Annotated in this window: 19 protein-coding genes; 9 read left to right on the top strand and 10 right to left on the bottom strand. The window is 58.4% G+C overall.

Annotation, left to right across the window (positions count from 1 at the left end; genetic code table 11):
- Positions 1 to 38: 38 nt before the first annotated feature.
- Together G5380_RS08860 and arsC are read right to left on the bottom strand one after the other, a co-directional pair.
- Positions 39 to 422, bottom strand: coding sequence for a DUF2069 domain-containing protein (locus G5380_RS08860; RefSeq protein ID WP_421209128.1), 384 nt, complete (start codon positions 420 to 422; stop codon positions 39 to 41).
- Positions 419 to 769 (bottom strand): arsenate reductase (glutaredoxin), encoded by a 351-nt coding sequence (arsC, locus tag G5380_RS08865; RefSeq protein WP_304520777.1) that lies wholly within the window; start codon positions 767 to 769, stop codon positions 419 to 421. Before arsC ends, G5380_RS08860 begins: the two co-directional genes overlap by 4 nt.
- Positions 770 to 829: 60 nt before the next feature.
- Between arsC and G5380_RS08870 the strand changes: the two genes are divergently transcribed.
- Complete coding sequence (locus tag G5380_RS08870) at positions 830 to 1312, top strand: TlpA family protein disulfide reductase (protein WP_421209127.1); 483 nt, start codon at positions 830 to 832, stop codon at positions 1310 to 1312.
- 90 nt (positions 1313 to 1402) lie between these two features.
- Here G5380_RS08870 and G5380_RS08875 read toward each other — a convergent pair whose 3' ends face one another.
- Entirely contained in the window at positions 1403 to 2857 is a 1455-nt protein-coding gene (locus tag G5380_RS08875; RefSeq protein ID WP_005333848.1) for a M48 family metalloprotease, read from the bottom strand.
- 121 nt (positions 2858 to 2978) lie between these two features.
- Here G5380_RS08875 and G5380_RS08880 point away from each other — a divergent pair, with 121 nt between their 5' ends.
- Genes G5380_RS08880 through G5380_RS08890 form a run of 3 tightly spaced genes read left to right on the top strand, consistent with a single transcriptional unit; the run spans position 2979 to position 5150 of the window.
- The gene (locus G5380_RS08880; RefSeq protein ID WP_101529959.1) at positions 2979 to 3212 is read left to right on the top strand and encodes a sulfurtransferase TusA family protein; all 234 of its coding nucleotides are present in this window, start codon (positions 2979 to 2981) and stop codon (positions 3210 to 3212) included.
- Positions 3213 to 3237: 25 nt separating this feature from the next.
- Positions 3238 to 4308: an AI-2E family transporter gene (locus G5380_RS08885; RefSeq protein WP_421209126.1), complete on the top strand. Its 1071-nt coding sequence runs from the start codon at positions 3238 to 3240 to the stop codon at positions 4306 to 4308.
- Positions 4309 to 4343: 35 nt separating this feature from the next.
- Positions 4344 to 5150, top strand: a complete 807-nt coding sequence (locus tag G5380_RS08890; RefSeq protein WP_421209125.1) for a MipA/OmpV family protein — start codon at positions 4344 to 4346, stop codon at positions 5148 to 5150.
- Between the two features lie 111 nt (positions 5151 to 5261).
- Here G5380_RS08890 and G5380_RS08895 read toward each other — a convergent pair whose 3' ends face one another.
- Complete coding sequence (locus G5380_RS08895; protein ID WP_421249506.1) at positions 5262 to 6062, bottom strand: alpha/beta fold hydrolase; 801 nt, start codon at positions 6060 to 6062, stop codon at positions 5262 to 5264.
- Positions 6063 to 6190: 128 nt separating this feature from the next.
- Between G5380_RS08895 and ppk2 the strand changes: the two genes are divergently transcribed.
- Entirely contained in the window at positions 6191 to 7006 is an 816-nt protein-coding gene (gene ppk2 / locus G5380_RS08900; RefSeq protein WP_005361444.1) for a polyphosphate kinase 2, read from the top strand.
- Between the two features lie 112 nt (positions 7007 to 7118).
- Here the strand turns inward: ppk2 and G5380_RS08905 are convergent, their stop codons facing one another.
- The 5 genes from G5380_RS08905 to yejK all read right to left on the bottom strand — a co-directional run bounded on the left by G5380_RS08905 (position 7119) and on the right by yejK (position 13581).
- Positions 7119 to 8255 (bottom strand): ABC transporter ATP-binding protein, encoded by a 1137-nt coding sequence (locus G5380_RS08905; protein WP_005333867.1) that lies wholly within the window; start codon positions 8253 to 8255, stop codon positions 7119 to 7121.
- A gap of 68 nt (positions 8256 to 8323) precedes the next feature.
- On the bottom strand, positions 8324 to 9214 hold the full coding sequence (malG, locus tag G5380_RS08910; protein ID WP_005333868.1) for a maltose ABC transporter permease MalG: 891 nt from the start codon (positions 9212 to 9214) through the stop codon (positions 8324 to 8326).
- 12 nt (positions 9215 to 9226) lie between these two features.
- Positions 9227 to 10879 carry a maltose ABC transporter permease MalF gene (gene malF, locus G5380_RS08915; RefSeq protein WP_005333870.1) on the bottom strand — a complete coding sequence of 551 codons (1653 nt, stop codon included), beginning with the start codon at positions 10877 to 10879 and terminating at the stop codon, positions 9227 to 9229.
- A gap of 75 nt (positions 10880 to 10954) precedes the next feature.
- Positions 10955 to 12136: a maltose/maltodextrin ABC transporter substrate-binding protein MalE gene (malE, locus tag G5380_RS08920; RefSeq protein WP_005333871.1), complete on the bottom strand. Its 1182-nt coding sequence runs from the start codon at positions 12134 to 12136 to the stop codon at positions 10955 to 10957.
- 395 nt (positions 12137 to 12531) lie between these two features.
- A complete protein-coding gene (gene yejK, locus G5380_RS08925; protein WP_227342459.1) occupies positions 12532 to 13581 on the bottom strand; it encodes a nucleoid-associated protein YejK in 1050 nt (349 codons plus the stop codon).
- A gap of 73 nt (positions 13582 to 13654) precedes the next feature.
- On the opposite strand from yejK, the gene G5380_RS08930 reads away from it, so the two are divergent.
- Positions 13655 to 13882, top strand: coding sequence for a YejL family protein (locus tag G5380_RS08930; RefSeq protein WP_005333874.1), 228 nt, complete (start codon positions 13655 to 13657; stop codon positions 13880 to 13882).
- A gap of 47 nt (positions 13883 to 13929) precedes the next feature.
- Positions 13930 to 15780 (top strand): DUF3413 domain-containing protein, encoded by a 1851-nt coding sequence (locus tag G5380_RS08935; RefSeq protein ID WP_421352660.1) that lies wholly within the window; start codon positions 13930 to 13932, stop codon positions 15778 to 15780.
- Between the two features lie 85 nt (positions 15781 to 15865).
- Here G5380_RS08935 and G5380_RS08940 read toward each other — a convergent pair whose 3' ends face one another.
- Positions 15866 to 16651, bottom strand: a complete 786-nt coding sequence (locus tag G5380_RS08940; RefSeq protein WP_064342023.1) for a MetQ/NlpA family ABC transporter substrate-binding protein — start codon at positions 16649 to 16651, stop codon at positions 15866 to 15868.
- A 602-nt stretch (positions 16652 to 17253) separates the two neighbouring features.
- Here G5380_RS08940 and G5380_RS08945 point away from each other — a divergent pair.
- Positions 17254 to 19131, top strand: a complete 1878-nt coding sequence (locus G5380_RS08945; protein ID WP_421209122.1) for a S8 family serine peptidase — start codon at positions 17254 to 17256, stop codon at positions 19129 to 19131.
- A gap of 15 nt (positions 19132 to 19146) precedes the next feature.
- Complete coding sequence (locus G5380_RS08950; protein WP_421209178.1) at positions 19147 to 19608, top strand: serine protease chaperone; 462 nt, start codon at positions 19147 to 19149, stop codon at positions 19606 to 19608.
- Positions 19609 to 19712 lie beyond the last annotated feature (104 nt).

Below are 19712 nucleotides of genomic sequence, written 5' to 3' on the forward strand. Positions count from 1 at the left end.
CGTCCCCATAAAAAACGCCCCTTGCGGGGCGTTTGTCATCAGTTGGCTTCGTCTTTCTTTTTGCGAATGCTTAAGCCCAGCTCCCGACCACGCAGTCGGGCGTAATAGATGGTGCCGACAAAAGCGAGAGTGGTGAAGACCAGCTCCACCACCGCCAGCCACCGCTCCCCCTCATCCGTGGTGATCAGGGTGAGGGCGTGCAGGAAATAGGGCATCAACACGAAGTTGCCCCAGGCGTGGGTGTAGGGGTTGCCCTGCACTATCCCCTTGAGAGGGAAGAGCAGCGGGACCGTCCAGACCACCGGCAGCAGCCAGGGGTTGAGGTCCGGATGGGGTGATAGCCACAGATGCCAGAGGATGACCCAGCCCAGCAGACCAAAGAAGCCGACCAGAGTCAGCAGACGGGCAAAGCGGGTGCTCACTTGAGGATCTCCAGCACCTGCTCCGGCGGGCGACCAATGCGGGCCTGACCATTCTTGATGACAATGGGGCGCTCGATCAGCTTGGGATGCTGGTGCATGGCGCTAATAAGGGCATCACTGCTGACATCGGCCAATCCCAGCTCCTTATAGAGATCCTCCTTGGTGCGCATCAGCTGGCGCGGATCGTTAAAGCCGAGCAGAGAGAGCAGGTTGCGGATCTCATCTTCGCTCGGGGCCTGCTCCAGATAGAGCACCACATCAGGGGCGATCCCGTGCTGTTCCAGCAGAGCCAGGGTTTCGCGACTCTTGGAGCAGCGCGGATTGTGGTAGATTTGGGTCTCGCTCATGGTAACTCCCTGATTAATCGCAAGATGGGACTAGAAACGGCGCTATTGTAGGGGAAAGTGATGGTCAGGGTAAGCGGCAGTGGAAAGGAATTGAAACGAATTTGTTGGCTGATTGTGGCTGGCCTGCTGGGCGCATGCACACCTGCCCCCGAATTTACCGATGCAACAGGGCAGTCGGTCAGCCTGCGCCACTTTGCTGGCAAGCCGCTGCTGGTCAACTACTTCGCCCCCTGGTGCGCCCCCTGCCTGCGGGAGATGCCGCGCCTCAACAGGCTGGCAGCGGAGGGCCAGATCACAGTGGTGGCCATCAACTACGACCCGACCACCCCAGCAGAGCTGAACGAACTGGCTGCGCAGTACCACATCAAGGTGCCCCACCTTATTGCCAATGAAGATGCCAGGCTTACCTTCCCTCGACCAAGCGGCTTGCCCACCAGCTATCTGCTTGATAGCGAGGGCAAGCTCAAGCAGACGCTGGTCGGCGAGCTCGACCAGCAGCAGATCGAGATGCTCAAGGCGACCGCCAGCAGCATGAGTCACTAGCCCATCGCTGCTATCACCGTCCCCCACATCAACGCCACCGCCATAAACAACAAGGGCGCACCATAGTGCGCCCTTGTTTGATAGGTTTCGTTAGCCCTTGAGGCTGTCGAGATCCTTCTTGGCCCGCTCCAGCTCGGTGATGCGCGCCTCCAGACGAGCCAGGGTCATCCGATCGCTGGTGGTACCGCGTGCCACGATCAGCTCGTCGATGGCCGCCTGATAATCCCCGCGCAGTGCGAGCATCTCGGCCCGTGCCATATGCAGCTCGGTCATTCTGCCCGCCTTGCGATAGGCATCGGCCAGCAGGTTCCAGGCCAGATTGTTCTCCTCATGCGCACGGGCATAGGGGTCGAGGATGGCGATGGACTTCTTGTAGTTGCCGCTCTCGAGATAGGCGTTGCCGAGGTTGACCACCACCACTTCGTTGTCCGGCATCCGGCTGCGGAACTTCTCGAGGCGCGCGATGGCCTGGGCACTGCGCCCCTTGGCCAGATCGATGTCGGTCTGGGCATCGACGATAAAGAGATCTTCCGGATGACGGGCCGCCAGCTCCTGCATCAGGGTATCAGCCTCGTCGGTGCGCTTGAGCTGGATCAGCGCCAGCGCCTTGCCATAGATGGCGGCATCCTTGAGCGGGTAATCCCCCTTCTGGATCCGGCTATCGAAGTAGCTCAGCAGCCCCTGCGGGGTATCGGTACCAAAACGCACCTGAATCCGCACCTTGGCCAGCCAGAAGTCGAGACTGGGCGGCAAGTCGCGGCGACCATAGCTGCCCGCCCGAGCGCGGGCCTCGCTGATCCGGGTCTCCGGCAGCGGGTGAGTGAGCAGCATTTCCGGCGGCTTGCTGGCGTAACGGTATTCGGCAGCCAGTTTCTGGAAGAAGTTGGCCATCCCCATGGGATCGAAACCGGCATCATAGAGGGTCTTCATGCCGATGCGATCCGCTTCATATTCGTTGTCGCGGGTGTAGTTGATGGCCGACTGCATGGAGAGGCCCAGCGTGGTCTGCAGCGCGGCGATACCGGCAGTCGGGTTGATCACCGCCAGTGCGATGGAGCCCACCAGACCGGCCAGGGTCACCGCCGAGCTGCTCGCCTGCGCTTCCATATAACGGGCGATATGGCGCTGGGTCACGTGGGTGATTTCGTGGGCCAGTACCGAGGCCAGCTCGCTCTCGCTGTCGGCGTAGAGGAAGAGGCCGGTGTGCACCTTGACTCGCCCGCCGAGGAAGGCGGCCGCGTTGATGCTGGGATCATTGATGAGGAAGAAGGTAAACGGGAAACGTACCCCATCGGCGTTGGTCAGCAATCGCTGACCCAGATCGTCAATGTACTGGCTCAACACGGGATCATCGATGATCGGCAGACCCGCACGGGCAAAGCGCATAAAAGCGTTGCCGTAACGCACTTCCTGCTCGATGGGCAGGGCAGCAACCCCGGCCGTGCCGATGTCGGGAAGCTGATTGTTGGCCTCGGCATGAAACGTGGCGCCCATCAGGGAAGCCAGCAGGGGAAGCGATGCCATCAGGGGGGAAAAACGTGCCACGTTATCTCTATCTCCATCAGAAAGGGCCTCGGCAGAATACCCTTGCCCATCAAGGGCTACAAGCGTTGTTTCATGCTCTTATCACGGCCATAATAGCGGCCACCTGCCTGATGGAGCCCCCATGGAAGTTCTCGACCTGACCCCCTGGCGTTGCCCCGAGCCGCTCATCCGGCTCAAGCTCTGGTTAAGGGAGGCCAAAAGCGGTCAAACCGTCACCATACGGCTGGCCGATGCGGGCTCCCGGCAGGATATTCCGGCCTATCTGCACCGTCAGGGCCACCATGTCGAGGTGCAGCAAGAAGCGGACAAAACCCTCTCTTTGCAGTTGGTTGTCGGGGCGAAACAACCATCTTGAGCCCCAGTGATGTAAGGATGCCGTCATGTTAGAAGTATTGAAGCGCTGGTATCAGACCCGTTTTTCCGATCCCGATGCCGTTACCCTTTTCCTGTTGCTGGTGTTCTGCTTCACCATCATCTGGCTGTTTGGCGATCTGCTGGCTCCCCTGCTGGTGGCGCTGGTAATGGCCTATCTGCTGGAGTGGCCGGTAGCCCGGCTGCAAAAAGCGGGGCTGTCGCGCACCCTGGCCACCAGCGTCATTCTGATCCTCTTTATTGCGGTAGCAGTCGCCTCCTTGCTGGGTCTTATCCCGACGCTGGTCAGTCAGGGGATCAATCTGGCCAAAGAGGCGCCGGCCATGCTGACCCACGCTCAGGATTATGTGCGCACCCTGCCGGACAAATACCCCGAGCTCATCGACGTCAGTCTGGTGGAGACCGTCATCGACAATATTCGCCAGCGCATCCTCAGTGGCGGCGAGCATCTGGTAAGCGCCTCCCTCAGTTCGCTGGTCAACGTGGTCGCCATCATGATCTACCTCATTCTGGTGCCGCTGATGGTCTTCTTTATGCTCAAGGACAAGCGGGTCTTGATGGGCAGCCTGCGCCGCTTTCTGCCGCGCAACCGCACCCTGGTCAACCGGGTGTGGGTCGAGATGAACAACCAGATCATCAACTACATCCGCGGCAAGGTGATCGAGATCCTCATCGTCGGCATCGCCACCTATGTTCCCTTCGCCCTGATGGGACTGCGCTACTCGGTGCTGCTGGCGGTCGCGGTCGGCTTCTCGGTGCTGATCCCCTATATCGGCGCCGCCGTGGTGACCGTGCCGGTGGCCATGGTGGCATTATTCCAATGGGGGCTCACCGCGGATTTTGCCTGGCTGATGGTGGCCTATCTGGTCATTCAGGCCCTCGATGGCAACCTGCTGGTGCCGGTGCTTTTCTCGGAAGCGGTCAACCTCCATCCGGTGGCCATCATCATCGCCGTGCTGGTCTTCGGCGGCTTGTGGGGATTCTGGGGAGTCTTCTTCGCCATTCCCCTCGCCACCCTGGTCAAAGCGGTGATCAATGCCTGGCCAAAACGTGAAGAGATGCCCGGTGCCGCAAAATAACCAACTTCCCCTGCAATCGTGACAACGGAGTGTCCATGACCTTTTTTCGTCAAATCAGAGCGGCAGGGCTGACGGCCCTGCTCCTCGCTGCAACCCTCCCAGCGCGTGCCGATATCGATCTTGGCGCCATGGATCTGCTCACCAGCGACAGCCCTACCAGCCCGGTGCCACAGGGCTTTGTCGCCGGAGCTGCGCTCATCGGGGGACAAGCCCGCTATGAAGCGCAGGACAACGCCCTCTACGCCATCCCCGGCTTTATCTACTTCGGCGACGACTTTATGTTTCTGGGGGATCGGGCCCGCTACTACTTCCACAAGGATGAGAAGATCGCCCTGTACGGCTATGGCCGGGTCCGTTTTGGCAATCTGGATCCCGAGGATTCGCCCGCCTTCAGCGGCATGGAGCAACGAAAATGGCAGCTGGAAGGCGGGATCGGTGGCAACATCATCACCCCCTATGCCCTGCTGACCGTGCGGGCCAACAGCGATGTCACCGGCCGCAGCAAGGGGCAGGAGCTGCTGCTGTGGGCCGACTTCCCCATCCTGCGCGACAACCTGCTGATCATGCCGGGGATGGGGCTGATGCTGCGCAGCGACAAGATGGCCAACTACTACTTCGGCGGCATCTCCGAGAGCGAGGCGACTGCCCAGCGGCCCGCTTGGGATACCGGTACCACCCTATCCCCGATGGCGGCCCTCATCACCAGCTACCGCTTCAGCCCCAACTGGATTGGCATGTTTGCCATGAACTACGAATGGTATGATCGGGACATCAAAAACAGCCCCATCGTCCAGCACGATGGCGAGCTCTATGCGGGTTTTGCGCTGGGCTATATCTGGTAACGGTTATGAGTCTTGAACCGTGAGACACGACCAAACAAAAGGGAGCCCTCGGCTCCCTTTTTCACGACCATCAGGCTGGTAGTACAGCCTACTCAGGCCACCAATTCAGGCTTACAGCGCCGCCAGAAACTCGGTCAGCTGCTGATTGACGAAGGCCGGATTTTCCAGCGACGAGATATGGCCAGCCATCGGGATCTCCCTGAACGGGCAACCCAGCATCTCGGCCATCAGATAGCCCTCCAGCACCGGACGGGCCTTGTCCTCACAGCCTGTCATCACCAGTGCGGGAGTAGTGATCTCCTCCAGCCACTCGATACGATCTTCGCGGGTCACAAAGCTGCGGCCCACCGCCACCATGGCGGCAATCTTATCCTTTGGCCAGGCAGCGAGGCGCGCCTTGAAGCCACTCATCAGCGCCTCATCAGGCTGGCTGGCAAAGAAGATAGGCGCCACCTGTTCAATGATGGGTGCAGGAATTGAACCAAGCTGCTCGATCGCAGCGAGCATGCCGAGGTAGCGCTCGCAGGTGATCTGCGGCTCGAGGCCAACGAAGCTGTCCATCAGCACCAGACCCTTGAGGCGGTTTGGCACCATGCGCGCCAGCTCCACACCCCACATGCCGCCGATGGAGAGGCCCACCAGTACGAACTCGTCAACCCCGAGGGCATCGAGCAGAGCCAGGTGATCCCGCGCCAGCGTCGCCAGGGTGCAGCCACCTTCGGGGAGCAGGTCGGAATCACCGTGGCCCCACAGCTCGGGAACGATGCAGCGATAGCTGCCCTTGAGCGCCTCGATTTGCGGCGCCCACATGGCGCTATCCCACAGATAGCTGTGGCCAAACAGCAGTACCGGCCCTTGCCCTTCATCCAGATAGGCCATCCGGCGGCCCGCTATCTCCATAAAATGCTTCATGTTATCTCCTGTTGCCAGCGATGGGCGGGCAGTGTATCACGTCCCCCTTGGCAGGTGACGCCTCCCTGGTGCAAGCTGACAGTGACTCAAAGAAGTCACCCATGAAAGGATGCCAAAAGGAGAAGCCCATGGCGAAGGAGAAGAGCAAGAAGCGGCCGCGTCTGGACAAGAAGTGCTACGAGCACCACCTTGCCCATCTGCAGGAGGAGCTGGTCAAGCTGCAGGAGTGGGTCAAGCAGGAGGGACTGAAGGTGGTGGTGCTGTTCGAGGGACGGGACGCCGCCGGTAAAGGGGGCGTCATCAAGGCGATCACCGAGCCGCTCAACCCCCGGGTCTGCCGGGTCACGGCGCTGCCCGCCCCCTCCGATCGTGAGCGCTCTCAGTGGTACTTTCAGCGTTATGTGGCCCACCTGCCCGCCGCTGGCGAGATGGTGCTGTTTGACCGCTCCTGGTACAACCGGGCCGGAGTCGAGCGGGTGATGGGATTTTGCAGCGACGCCGAGTATCGCGAGTTTCTGCGCGCCTGCCCCGAGTTCGAGCGGATGCTGATCCGCTCCGGCATCACCTTGATCAAATACTGGTTCTCGGTCAGTGACGAGGAGCAGGAGAAGCGCTTTAAGGAGCGGATAAATACGCCCATCAAGCGCTGGAAGTTCAGCCCGATGGATTTGCAGTCCCGCTCGCGCTGGGTGGAGTACTCCCGTGCCAAGGATGACATGTTCACCTACACCGACACCGAGGATTGCCCCTGGTTCGTGGTGGAGGCGGACGACAAACGCCGTGCCCGGCTCAACTGCATCGCCCATCTGCTGAGCAAGGTGCCCTACGAGGCGATCCACTACGAGCCCATCAAGCTCCCCCCCATCAAGACCGAAGGGTATGAGCGCCCGCCACTGGCCAGCCAAACCTTTGTGCCCGATATTACCGCCGAACTCGAGGCTTGAACCGGGTTACCTTGCCTATCTGCATGTTCAAATCGCAGGCAATAAAAAGCCGGTCTGACGACCGGCAAAAAGGCATTGATTATTAAGAAAGGAAAACCGGCACAACAAAAAATCAGGTACGGATATATTTGGCGGTACGGGGGAACGCCTGCTCCTTGGCATCGAACAGATAGCAGGCTTCGGCCGGGATACCCACGCTGTAGGTCTGACCGGTCGCCACATCCACATCCGAGGTGGCCTTGACGGTAAAATCGTGACCATCCACATCCATATAAACGAAGGACTCGGCCCCCAGGTGCTCGGCCACCTGCACGATCCCGCTCACCTTGCTGTGCGCATGGGGGTGATCCAGCGGCATCAGGTGCTCGGGGCGAATGCCCAGCTCCACCTTGTCACCCACAGCGCCACTGCGGGCATCGACCCGGGCACGCACGGTATCGCCAGAGGTCAACTTGACCAGGCACTCCTGCTCGCCAATCTCCAGCAACTCGCCCGCCAGGAAGTTCATCTTGGGAGAGCCGATAAAGCCCGCCACGAACTTGTTGTCCGGGTTGTGGTAGAGATCCAGCGGTGAACCGAACTGTTCCAGGTTGGTGGCAGCTTCGGCCTTGAGCGGGCTCAGCACCACAATCTTGTCGGCCAGGGTCATCGCTTCCACCTGATCGTGAGTCACGTAGATGATGGTGGAGTTAAGCTCTTTGTGCAGCTTGGCGATCTCGATCCGCATCTTGACCCGCAGCGCGGCATCCAGGTTGGAGAGCGGCTCGTCAAACAGGAACACCTGCGGCTGCTGCACGATGGAGCGACCGATGGCGACACGCTGACGCTGACCACCGGAGAGCGCCTTGGGCTTTCTGTCCAGCAGCGGCTCGAGACCCAGGATCTCGGCGGCGCGCATCACCCGCTTGTGGATGTTCTCTTTGTCCATCTTCTTGAGCTTCAGACCAAAGGCCATGTTCTCGTAGATGTTCATGTGCGGATAGAGGGCGTAGGACTGGAACACCATGCCGACGTTGCGCTCTACCGGCGGCACGTCGTTCATGTAGCGACCGCCGATGGTCAGCTCACCGCTGGTGATGTCTTCCAGACCCGCGATCATCCGCAGCAGGGTGGATTTGCCACAGCCGGACGGGCCGACGAAGACAATGAACTCCCCTTCCTTGATGGAGAGGTTGATGTTGCGCAGGGTGTCCTTGTGAACAGCCGGATCGTAATTTTTGCGAACGTTGTTGAGTACTACTTCAGCCATGACGAGCTCCGCTCTTGAATCTTTGCAAATCGTGATAGCGGGGGGAGTCAACTCCCCCGGCCATAAACTTAACCTTTCACACCACCAGCAGTCAGACCGCCAACCAACCAGCGCTGTGCCAACAGGAAGACCACAGTGATGGGGAAACCGGAGAGCACTGCGGCCGCCGCGAAATCACCCCACAGATAGTTCTGCGGATAGAGGTACTGCTGAGCCCCGACCGCCAGGGTCAGATTGTTCACATCCTGCAGCAGGATGGAGGCCATGGGCACCTCGGTAATGGAACCGATAAAGGCCAGAATAAACACTACCGCCAGGATGGGCACCGACAGGGGCAACAGGATCAGACGGAATGCCTGCCACGGGGTTGCACCGTCGATGGCCGCCGCCTCCTCCAGGGAGGAGTCGATGGTCTCGAAGTAGCCCTTGATGGTCCAGACGTGCAGGGCAATCCCCCCCATGTACGCCAGGATCAGGCCACCGTGGGTGTTGAGACCGAGCCAGGGGATGTAGTCACCAATCTTGTTAAAGAGCGCGTAGATGGCTACCAGTGCCAGCACCGCCGGGAACATCTGGAAAATCAGCATGCCCTGCAGGATGGTGGACTTGCCACGAAAACGCAGGCGGGCAAAGGCGTAAGCACAGGTGGTGGAGAGCGTCACGATCATCAGGGCAGTGATGCCGGCGATCTTGATGGAGTTCCACAACCAGGTCAGCACCGGGAACGGCGGCGGCGTGATGCTGCCGTCGGCGTTGGTGATGGACATGCCCAGCGCCAGCTTCCAGTGATCCAGCGTCGGATTGGAGGGGATGATCTCCCCTACCGCGAAGTTACCGTTACGGAACGAGATGGCGATAACCATGATCAACGGGAAGATGATCAACGCCAGGAAGCCCCACATGACCAGGTGGGTTGCCCACACCCGGTATTTGACTGATTTGGGTTGTACGATTGCCATGTTGAAGCCTCCTTACAGCTGCTTGTCGGCTTTGGACAATTTCAGGTTGAGCAGCGCCAGCGCACCTACGATGAGGAAGATGGCTGTGGCGATGGCACTGGCCAGACCGTAGTCCTGACCACCCGATCCCTGGAACGCAATCCGGTAGGTATAACTCACCAGCAAGTCGGTGGTACCGGCCGGGGTGCTGGCGCCGATGATGTCGGGCGCACCGTTGGTCAACAACTGGATAAGCACGAAGTTGTTGAAGTTGAATGCGAACGAGGCAATCAACAGCGGTGTCAGCGGCTTCATCAGCAGCGGCACGGTGATCTTGAAGAAGTTCTGCACCGGACCGGCACCGTCCATGGCGGACGCTTCATAGAGATCTTCCGGGATGGCTTTGAGCAGGCCCATGCAGAGGATCATCATGTAGGGGTAGCCGAGCCAGGTGTTGACAATCAGGATCATCACCTTGGCCAGGAAGGGGTTGGTATACCAGTCCGGTTTGATGCCAAACGCCGCTTCCAGGAACATGTTGATCTCACCGAAGTTCTGGTTGAACAACCCCTTGAACACCAGGATGGAGATAAACGCCGGGATCGCATAGGGCAGGATCAACATGACCCGATAGAAACCGCGCCCCTTGAGCTCTTCCCACTGCACCAGACAGGCCAGCACCATGCCGATAGCCAGGGTGAAAGCGACGGAGCAGGTTGAGAAGATCACGGTCCAGATGAAGATCTGCAGGAAGGGTGACTGGATGCCCGGATCGGTGACGATGCGCGCGAAGTTCTTCCAACCGACGCTCACCACAAAGCCCGGAGCAATACCCTTGCCGACAAACTGACCCTGTTCGTCGATGTACTGATAGAAGCCGGTCTCGCCATTGGGCAGCATCAGCTCGCCATTCTGGGTATCACGCAGCAGGTTGCTGTCTTTGATCACCACGCCGGACTTGAGCACGGCACCATCCATCAGACGGGTGTAGTGCTGCTTCTGGGCGGCAAACTTGCGCAGGCTGCTCAGGGTCAGGTGGGTACCGCCATCCGGCAGCACCAGATCAAGGTCACTCAGGTGAGTACGATGCTCAACAATGGCGCGGATCGGTGCGGCCTTGCTGGCCGCTTCGCCGGTGAAGGGCTGCAGCTCGACCACTTGCTGGGTGTTCTGCACACGGCCCTCGCGGGACGCCAGCTCACGGGCCTTGTTGGTCATCAGGGAAACAGGTTGGCTGATAAAGGATTGATCATCCTGTGTCAGCAGCAGCTGGAACTGGCCGTTGTCGCCACCCAGCAGGGTAAAATCGAATTCACCGCCCGCCACCTTGTAGGTTTTCTTCAGGTGGTAGTCCCGCGCCTGCTCCACGGAGAGCAAGTTGGACCCCGAATAGTTGGTGAAGGCAATGCCAATGGTGTAGGCAAGAGGGAAGATGATAAACACAACCATGCCCGCAACACCCGGAAAGATGTAGCGATGGGCATAGGTCTTCTTGTTCATGAAGACATACAGACCGACGGAAACCACCACCAGATCCAGCAGCGCGAATACCCACTCGCCACTGGCGTACATCATCACGGCTGCGTAGCCGTTGAGGATGGCAACCAGGGCCGCTATGGTCCACTTAAGCCAGGTGTGCTTATCCTTCGGACCGGCATAGGACTCAACAGAAGGTACTACTTCCATGCCAATTAACCTTTATAACGCCAAGAGAGATTTGAGAGAGTGGGAGGCCATGACGGCCTCCCGGGTAGTGCGTGCTTACTGAACGATACGCTTGGCAGCGGTATCCAGAGCTTCGTCAACACCCTGACGACCGGAGGTCACGTTCTTGAGGGCAGTTTCGAAGGAAGACCAGAAACGGCTCATCTCGGGAACGGATGGCATCGGCTCGCCAGCCTGGGCGTTCAGCATGGTGGCCTTGATGTGCGGATCGGATTCCAGGGTCTTCTGGAAGGATTTCAGCGCAACGGCACCCAGCGGCTTGTCGGCGTTAACCGGCGCCAGACCGGCATCGGTCAGCAGGTAGTTTTCCAGGAACTCGATAGCCAGATCCTTGTTCGGGCTGGCAGCGTTGATGGTGGCACCCAGTACGCCAACGAAGGCTTTGGCCGGCTTGCCGTTCAGGGTCGGCAGCGGCGCTACACCGTACTTGATGCCGCTCTTGTCCAGGTTGCTCCAGGCCCAGGGACCATTGATCATCATGGCCACTTCGCCCTTGTTGAACTTGGCGTCCATCACACCGTAGTCGATGCCTTTTTCCAGGTGACCGGACTTGATCATCTCGGAGATGTAGCCCACGCCCATCTTGGCACCTGCGTTGTTCACGCCGGTATCTTTGACGTCATAACCGGTAGCGGTTTTCTTGAAGGCGTAACCACCGTTGGCAGCCACCAGCGGATAGCTGAAGTACGGGGTGTCATAAGCCCACATGATGGCGCGCTTGCCGTTTTTCTTCAGAGTCTCGTCAATCTTGGCGATCTCTTCGAAGGTTTTCGGCGGCTCGGGCAGCAGGTCCTTGTTATAAATCAGGCTGACCGCTTCCATGGCAACCGGGTAGCCATAGGTTTTGCCATCAACAGTCATGGCATCCCATGCCAGCTGTTCAAATTTGCCTTTGGTGGCAGCGTTCGGCGTTACCGGAACCAGCAAACCGGCTTTGACCCACTCACCGTAACGGTCGTGAGCCCAGAAGAAGATGTCCGGGCCGTTGCCAGTGGCGGCGGCTTGCTGGAATTTCACTTCAACCTGATCCGGGTGAGCCACAGTAACCTTGATGCCGGTTTCTGCTTCAAACTTCTTACCCACTTCAGCCAGACCGTTGTATCCCTTGTCACCGTTGATCCAGATGGTCAGCTGGCCTTCATCGATGGCAGCAGTAGCAGAGCAAGCGACGCCAAGAGTGGCCAGACCGATCAGGGATGACAGCAATTTCTTTTTCATGAGCCTTTCCTTGTATTAGTTCCGCGCTGTAAGAGCATTGTGTGCGAGATGAATATTATCCCAAGCGGCAAACGGCTCACATGACGCAACTCGCATTTTTGAAATGCAATTACGTATTTCCTTCCAGAAAGTTTTGAAAACATTTTCTTATTTCAGGGGGTTAGCGCCATTTATTGGCATATTTCTCGCCAACACAAGAAATTAAATTACCAAATAGAAATAAAAAGACATGAATGAAAGGGTTTTCACCTCATTGAAAACCCTTTCACATGGATAATTCTGTTTAATTTGTTAACAAAGCACCGAGTTGCTTTCGCTACCCCCTGCCCCATTAAATAAAAAGACACCGCAGCGAACTGCGGTGTCTTTTTGCCAAAAATGAAGGCCGGATCACATTATGACTGGCGCAGCAGCTGATCCTTGAGATTGGGCGGCACCCCCTTGATGGTCAGGGTATCGGTCTGCGGGTCATAAAACACCCGGCTGTTCAACAGTTTCTGCTCAAAGCTCAAAGTCAGGCCGCCGCCGGAGCCGACAAACTTGGTCAAGCCGCGCAGGGTAGAGCGATCAGCCGGGAAACGCTCTTCCAGCTCATACTCCTGACCGATAAAGCTGTAAAAATCGAGATCGCCATCGCCGGGCAATTCCGCTGACAGCTCCTTGATTTCGATCTCTTCACCGGCGCTCGCCTGCTCGGTGCAATATTTGAAGACCTGCTTTTTATAGTCATTGCGCTCGGTCGGTTCGAGCTGGCGACTGTCGCAATAATCTTCTACCGCCTGCAGCAAGCCTTTATTTTGCACCTTGGCATCCATCCCCTCGCGGGCCCCCAGCAGATCCATAAAGAAGTCGCCCAGTTTGCGGCCAATGCGCCCCTTGCTGAAGGTGATATAGCGGCGCGAATCAGGTTGGGTTTTCCATTCGGTCAAATCGATGCGGGCCACCAGATTGAGTTTGCCGATATCCAGATACTGGATATGGCGCAATTCCAGCGCTTCGCTGACGGTGACGCTCTCCTTGCCTTCCAGCAGAGCGATCATCAGGTAATCAACCCCCACATAGTTGTACTTGGCAAACAGCAGTACCCCCTGCTCGTCGAGGGCATGTTCCACCAGTTGCCTGACCAGCAGCTGGGTCATCTCCACCGAGAAGGGGACAAATTCGAGCTGCTCGTCGAGCAGTTTTTCCAGCGCAATGCGAAACAGGGGAGAAGGCTGTTTGGGGGCCTCTTCACCGTCCGCCAGCTCGGCGACAGCGGCCTCGGGGTCTGCAAAAAAGCCAAAGCCCTTGCCCCCCTTGCCATTGTAAATGCGGTGCAGCTCCGCCATCAGCCCCTGTACTGCCTCGTCAGCAGGCAGAAGCTGGCTGCGGGTATCGGCGTGAGGTTGACCATCGCCGCCCTGGCGCAAGGAGTGAAGAATGATCTTGTCGATATCGAGACTCATGTCACAAAGCCATAGTGTTAGCCGAAAGGGTGAAGTATTATAAGGCGCTTTGAACCGAGATGAACTGAAGATTATGCCTATCGTATCAAAGTACAATAACGAGCAATTTGACGCCCTGATGAACGACCTGATCACCGCGCTGGAAAAGCATAAAGCGCCGGTGGATCTCAGCCTTATGGTGCTTGGCAATCTGACCACCAATATCATCAACGGTATGGCACCGGCCCAGCGCCAGGCCATCACTGAAAAGTTTGTCCAGGCCCTGACCGCATCGGTCGATAATCGCCACGACGCACACTGAGTCCCCGACTCTGTTGATTTGACGTTTCTCAACGCAGATGGATCACTATGGTCGAAACCGGTAACCCCTATCGTGATAATGTCTCTCGCCTGATCACCTGGGGGCATTGGTTCTCCTTCTTCAACATTATTCTGGCCATGCTCATCGCCACCCGTTATCTGGGTGCCATCAGCTGGCCATCGACCACGCTTGGCGTGATCTATCTCGTTGTAAGCTGGATTGGCCACTTCTCGTTTCTGAGTTTTGTCACCTACCTGTTGACGATCTTCCCGCTCAGCTTCGTGCTGCCCAAAGAGAAACCGCTGCGGTTCATCTCGGCCATCATCGCCACCCTGGCGCTGGTGCTGCTGCTAATCGACACCCAGGTATTCCGGCTGTTCAAGTTCCACCTCAACAGTCAGGTATGGCAGTTGCTGCTGGATCAGGCGCAAACCGAAGAGGGCTCAATCTGGAGCATCATCTTCGTTGCCGTGCCCACCATCTTCCTGCTGCAACTGCTGCTGTCGGCCTATGTCTGGCGCAAGATCAACAAGCGCAAGCGCCGCCAGTACGGCAATCAGGTGGGACTGGCCCTGCTGATCTGCTTTATTCTGACCCACGTGGTCAACAGCTGGGCCGATGCGACCCTCTATCAGCCGATCACCATGCAGAGAGCCAACTTCCCCCTCTCCTACCCTATGACGGCCCGCTCCTTCCTGGCCAAACATGGCTGGCTGGATCTGGATCAGTACGAGAAGCAGGCTGCTTCCCAGGGGGATAAAAGCGACAGCCGGATGCACTATCCGCTGCGCCCGCTCAACGTCAACGCCCCCCTGACTCACAACAATCTGCTTATTGTGGTGGTCGACTCATTGCGTTTTGACATGCTCAACAACATCAACATGCCCAATCTGCAGCGCTATGCGGATCAGCATCTGACGTTCCGCAATCACCTGAGTGGTGGCAACGATGATCTGATGGGCATGTTCAGCCTCTTCTACGGGTTGCCCGGCCACTACTACAAGGACATCAGCAGCGACAAGCGTCCGCCGGTGCTGTTCGACGAGATGCTGCGCCAGGATTACCAGTTCGGGCTGTTCGGCGCGATGGAAGATGCCCAGAAGTATCGCAAGAGCATCCTCGCCGGTCTGCGCAAACAGGTGTTTGTCTCCGAGCAGAGTGACGATGGCAAGCTGCTGACCGACTGGCAGCAGTGGCTGGAGAAGCGCTCTCCCGAGCGTCCCTGGTTCTCGCTGGTCTATCTCTCGAGCCCCGGCGACTACCAGTTGCCCGCCACCATGAAGGGGCCGTTCCAACCGGAGCTCGCCAACTTCAATCCGGCGACCGCCTATCGGGCGGAGAACCTGCAAAAACTGGAGAACCGCTACAAGAACTCGGTCTTCTATACCGACCAGTTGCTTGAGCAGATGCTGACCAAATTGCAGTCCCAGGGGATGGACAGCAACACCATCGTCGTCATCACCTCCAACCACGGTCAGGAGTTCAACGACACCCGCAGCAACAGCTGGGGCGCAGGCAGCAACTACTCACCCTATCAGGTGCAGGTACCGCTGGTACTGGCCTGGCCGGGGCGCGGCAGTGACGTTCGGGAGCAACCAAGCAGCCATTTCGATCTGGCGCCGACCCTGATGCAGGGGATGCTGGGCGTGCGCAATCCGGCGCGCGATTATAGCGTTGGCCGCTCGCTGTTTGATACCAGCCCGCGCAACTGGCTGCTGGCCGGGGATCAGAACGACTTCGCCATCTATGAAGGGGAGACCATCACCCACTTCAACAAGCAGGGTGACTTCGAACTGCTGGAGCGCAACAGCTATCGCCCGATCAAGCACGGCACCCCGGATATGGGCGCCATGATCCAGGTGATGAACGAGCTGAACCGCTTCTATCGCAACCAGTGAAGCGCCCTTTGATGGCTTGATACCATAAAAAACGCCCCGAATTCGGGGCGTTTTTCGTTGTATAGCCGGGCCACGTTCACGACAGTTAGCCACCCCACCCTTGCGGGTACTTGTAGCCGACGAAACGCTTGGCTGCATAGGCTTTGAAAGCCGCCGAGTTGTAGGCCGCCGCCACATCTTTGGCAAAAGGCTGGTCCGCATCTGCGCTTTTCACCACCACCCAGTTGATAAAATCGTAGCTGCGCTCCAGAAACAGTCCTTCACTGAACGGGATTCCGCTGGAGGCGGCAAAATTACCGTTGATCACCGAGAAGTCCACATCCTCCCGCGAGCGGGGCAACTGCGCGGCTTCCAGCAGTACCAGCTTGAGATTGTGCGGATTGTTCACCACATCAAACTCGCTCGCCTTGAGCGGGTTTATCCCCTCCTTGAGAGTGAGCCAACCAAGATCCTGCAGCATCAACAGCGCCCGCGCCTGATTGGTGGGATCGTTGGGGATGGCCACCGTGCTCCCCTCTTTCACCTTGTCGAGTGCTGCCAGCTTGCCAGAATAGAGTCCCATCGGACCGGTTGGCACCTGGGTAATGGGCGCCAGCGACAAGCCGCGATCTTTGGCAAAACTCTCCAGATAGGGTTTGTGCTGGAAGCAGTTCACATCCAGTGATCCGTCAGCCAGAGCAATATTGGGCGTCACATAGTCGGTGAACTCCACCAGCTTGACCTTATACCCCTTGGCCTCCAGCTGCGGCTTGATGGAGTCGGTCACCATGTCGGCAAAATCCCCCACAGTGGTACCAATCACGATCTCCTGTTTGGCCGGCAAGGACGCATCGGCGGCAACCGCGGAAAAAGAGAGGCTCCCGACCGCCATCGCGGCAATAAAGGTGCTGGCGCCAGCTGTGGCGCGCAAGGAAACAGTCAAAGGAGAAGATAAGAAGGAACGAAACGGCATAGGGACTCCCTGTCAGGTACGCATCAAGCTATGGGACTGCGGCGGGGTGACTCTCATAGATTAGGCCCCTCAAACCGCAGCAATCTAGCCATCCAAACGGCCATTTCAATTACCATAACAGAGCCATCCACCGCCGCCAAGCAATAAACCGCTGGTCCCACCTCATCACCCTTGCTGTCACCCCCGAATGCATAGCTGTATCACATTGGCACATACAACAATGCCACTCACGTTCAAGAGCGCACGAGCTCCCCTCGGGATTGCCCCGAATCGAGATGGCTGCGGCGAAGGAGAGTCGCGAGAGGAGTGAATTACAGATAAAAAGATCAGTAGTGGGCGGTGAGAACCATTCTCAATAAAACACATAACCAGCGTCATTGGAATACCTACCATAAACCAGATCGGATTTCTTTGAACCTCATTGCGTTTTTTGAAAATGGCTCTTTTTGAACCCCCTCCACCCGTGTATAGATTTCCGTCGCACTCAGGATGGTGCGATCCAAGATGGAGTTAAAAAAATAATGAAGCAAACATCGTTAGCACTGGCGATCACAGCACTGCTGTCGACCCTGCCCAGTGCGCTCGTTCAGGCAAATGAAGGTTGTGCGCCGCTCACCGGCAAGGAGAGCGGCATGGATATCGGACGCAGCAGCACCGAGCGCTGCCTGCCAGGCGCCAATCCCCTGCAGGAGCAACAGTGGTATCTGCTCAACAGCGGCCAGGATGGATTCAGTGCCAGGGCAGGAATGGCAGGCAATGACCTCAACCTCTGGTGGGCACACCGTACCGGCGTGCTGGGACAGGGTATAAATATCGCGGTAGTGGATGATGGCTTGGCCATCGGCCACCCGGATTTGGCGGACAACGTGCGTCCGGGTTCAAAAAATGTGGTAACCGGCAGCGATGACCCGACCCCGACCAATCCGGATACCGCCCATGGCACCTCGGTGGCGGGCATTATCGCCGCGGTGGACAACACCATAGGCACCAAGGGGATCGCCCCCCGCGCCCAGTTGCAGGGATTCAATCTGCTTGATGACGAGAGTGAACAGCTGCAGCAGGATTGGCTCTACGCCCTTGGCGACAGCGAGGCCAGCCGCGACAATCGGGTCTTCAACCAGAGCTACGGCATGAGCCTGGTGGATCCCCGTCCGGCCAACGATCTCGATCAGGTGCAACTCGATCGTCTGTTCGAACAACAGACCCTCAAGCGGCAAGGGGCGGCCTATATCAAGGCTGCCGGCAACGGCTTCAACAGAATAGCGGCAGGTGGCTATGTGCTGAACCGCACCGGCAGCGGCCCCAAATTGCCGTTTGAAAACAGCAATATCGACCCCTCGAACAGTAACTTCTGGAACCTGGTGGTAAGTGCGCTCAACGCAGATGGTGTCAGATCCTCCTACTCCAGCGTCGGCAGCAACGTCTTCCTGAGCGCCACCGGTGGCGAATATGGCACCGACTCCCCCGCCATGGTCACCACGGATCTACCCGGTTGTGACATGGGCTACAACCGTACCGATGATCCCAGTAGCAACCGGCTGCACGGCAACCTGCAACTGGATGCCAGCTGTGACTACAACGGTGTGATGAACGGCACCTCTTCGGCGACCCCGAGCACCGCTGGCGCCATGGCGCTGCTAATGTCTGCCTATCCCGATCTGTCGGTGCGGGACCAACGGGATCTGCTGGCACGCAGTGCTACCCGGGTTGATGCTGCGCACCCTCCGGTCATGGTGAGCTACACCAGCAGCACCGGAAAACGCCGTGAGGTCAAGGGACTGGAAGGGTGGGAGCGCAATGCCGCCGGCATGTGGTTCAGTCCCACCTATGGCTTTGGCCTGATCGATGTCAACAAGGCTCTCGCGCTGGCGGCCACTCACCAGCCACTGCCGCCACTGGTTCAGTTGCCATGGCTGAAGGTCAAACCGGTGGATCGCGCCTCCTCTGCCATTGCCGATGTGGGCAATAGCCCGACCAGTTCGACCGCCACAGTCGCAACCCCGCTGACCGTCGAAGCGGTACAGATCACGGTCAGCCTGGATCACCAGCGTCTGCCCGATCTGCTGATCGAACTGGTTTCCCCCGCCGGTACCCGCAGCATACTGCTGAACCCGTTCAACAGCCTGGTTGGCCAGTCGCTCGATCTGCAAAAAATGGGCTATGTGCGCACCAAGGGCTTGCGTGACATGCGCCTGCTCTCCCACAAGTTTTATGGTGAACCGGCACAAGGAGCTTGGCGACTGGAAGTAACCGACGTTGCCAACGGTAATCGCGAGGTCTCTCTGCTCAGTCTCCAGACCCGTGAGCGCACCACCCTGACCGAGCGCAACAACCGCCAGCCAGGCAAGCTGATCGAGTGGTCCTTGCGGATCCTGGGTCACGACGCCAACCACAGCTAACAAGCGAGGAGTTTTATCATGAACAAACCGGTTACCTTACTGCTGGCCAGCCTGTTGGCCCCCCTCGTGCTTAATGCTGTGGCGGCAGAAGCCGTGACTCTGGAGGGCAAGCAGTACCGCACTATAGAGGTAAATGGCCAGACTTACCTCATCCCCGACCATGGCAGCAAGTCGCGAACCACCCGCAGTCTCGATGGCAAGGAACCGCTGCAGACCCTGCACCGTGGCGATGTGCTGATGCAGGGGGCCGCCAGCCCCGAGCTCACCGTCAGCGGCACCCTGCTGGTGGAAGCCGATGACGACCAGGCCAGCGCACTGGCCAGCCGTCACGGCCTGCGCTTCAAGCAGAGCAGCGGCGGCATCGCCCTGCTGGAAGCCAAGCCGGGTACCGATCTGAACGCCGTCGCCACGGCGCTCAAGCAGGAGGGGGTCAAGGTGCAGATTGAACTCGCCGGGGCCCTCAAACAGCCCAAGTGAGCCGTCCCGGGCCATTGCCCGGGCATATCAGCTGATCTTCGAGGGGGCCGCCGGCCCCCTCGCGTGTTGCCCGCGGTCATCTTCATTGGCCATCAGGCCACCCG

Origin of the sequence: Aeromonas sp. 604443 (genome assembly GCF_049170315.1) — a bacterium.
Classification (GTDB): Bacteria; Pseudomonadota; Gammaproteobacteria; order Enterobacterales; family Aeromonadaceae; genus Aeromonas; species Aeromonas veronii_A.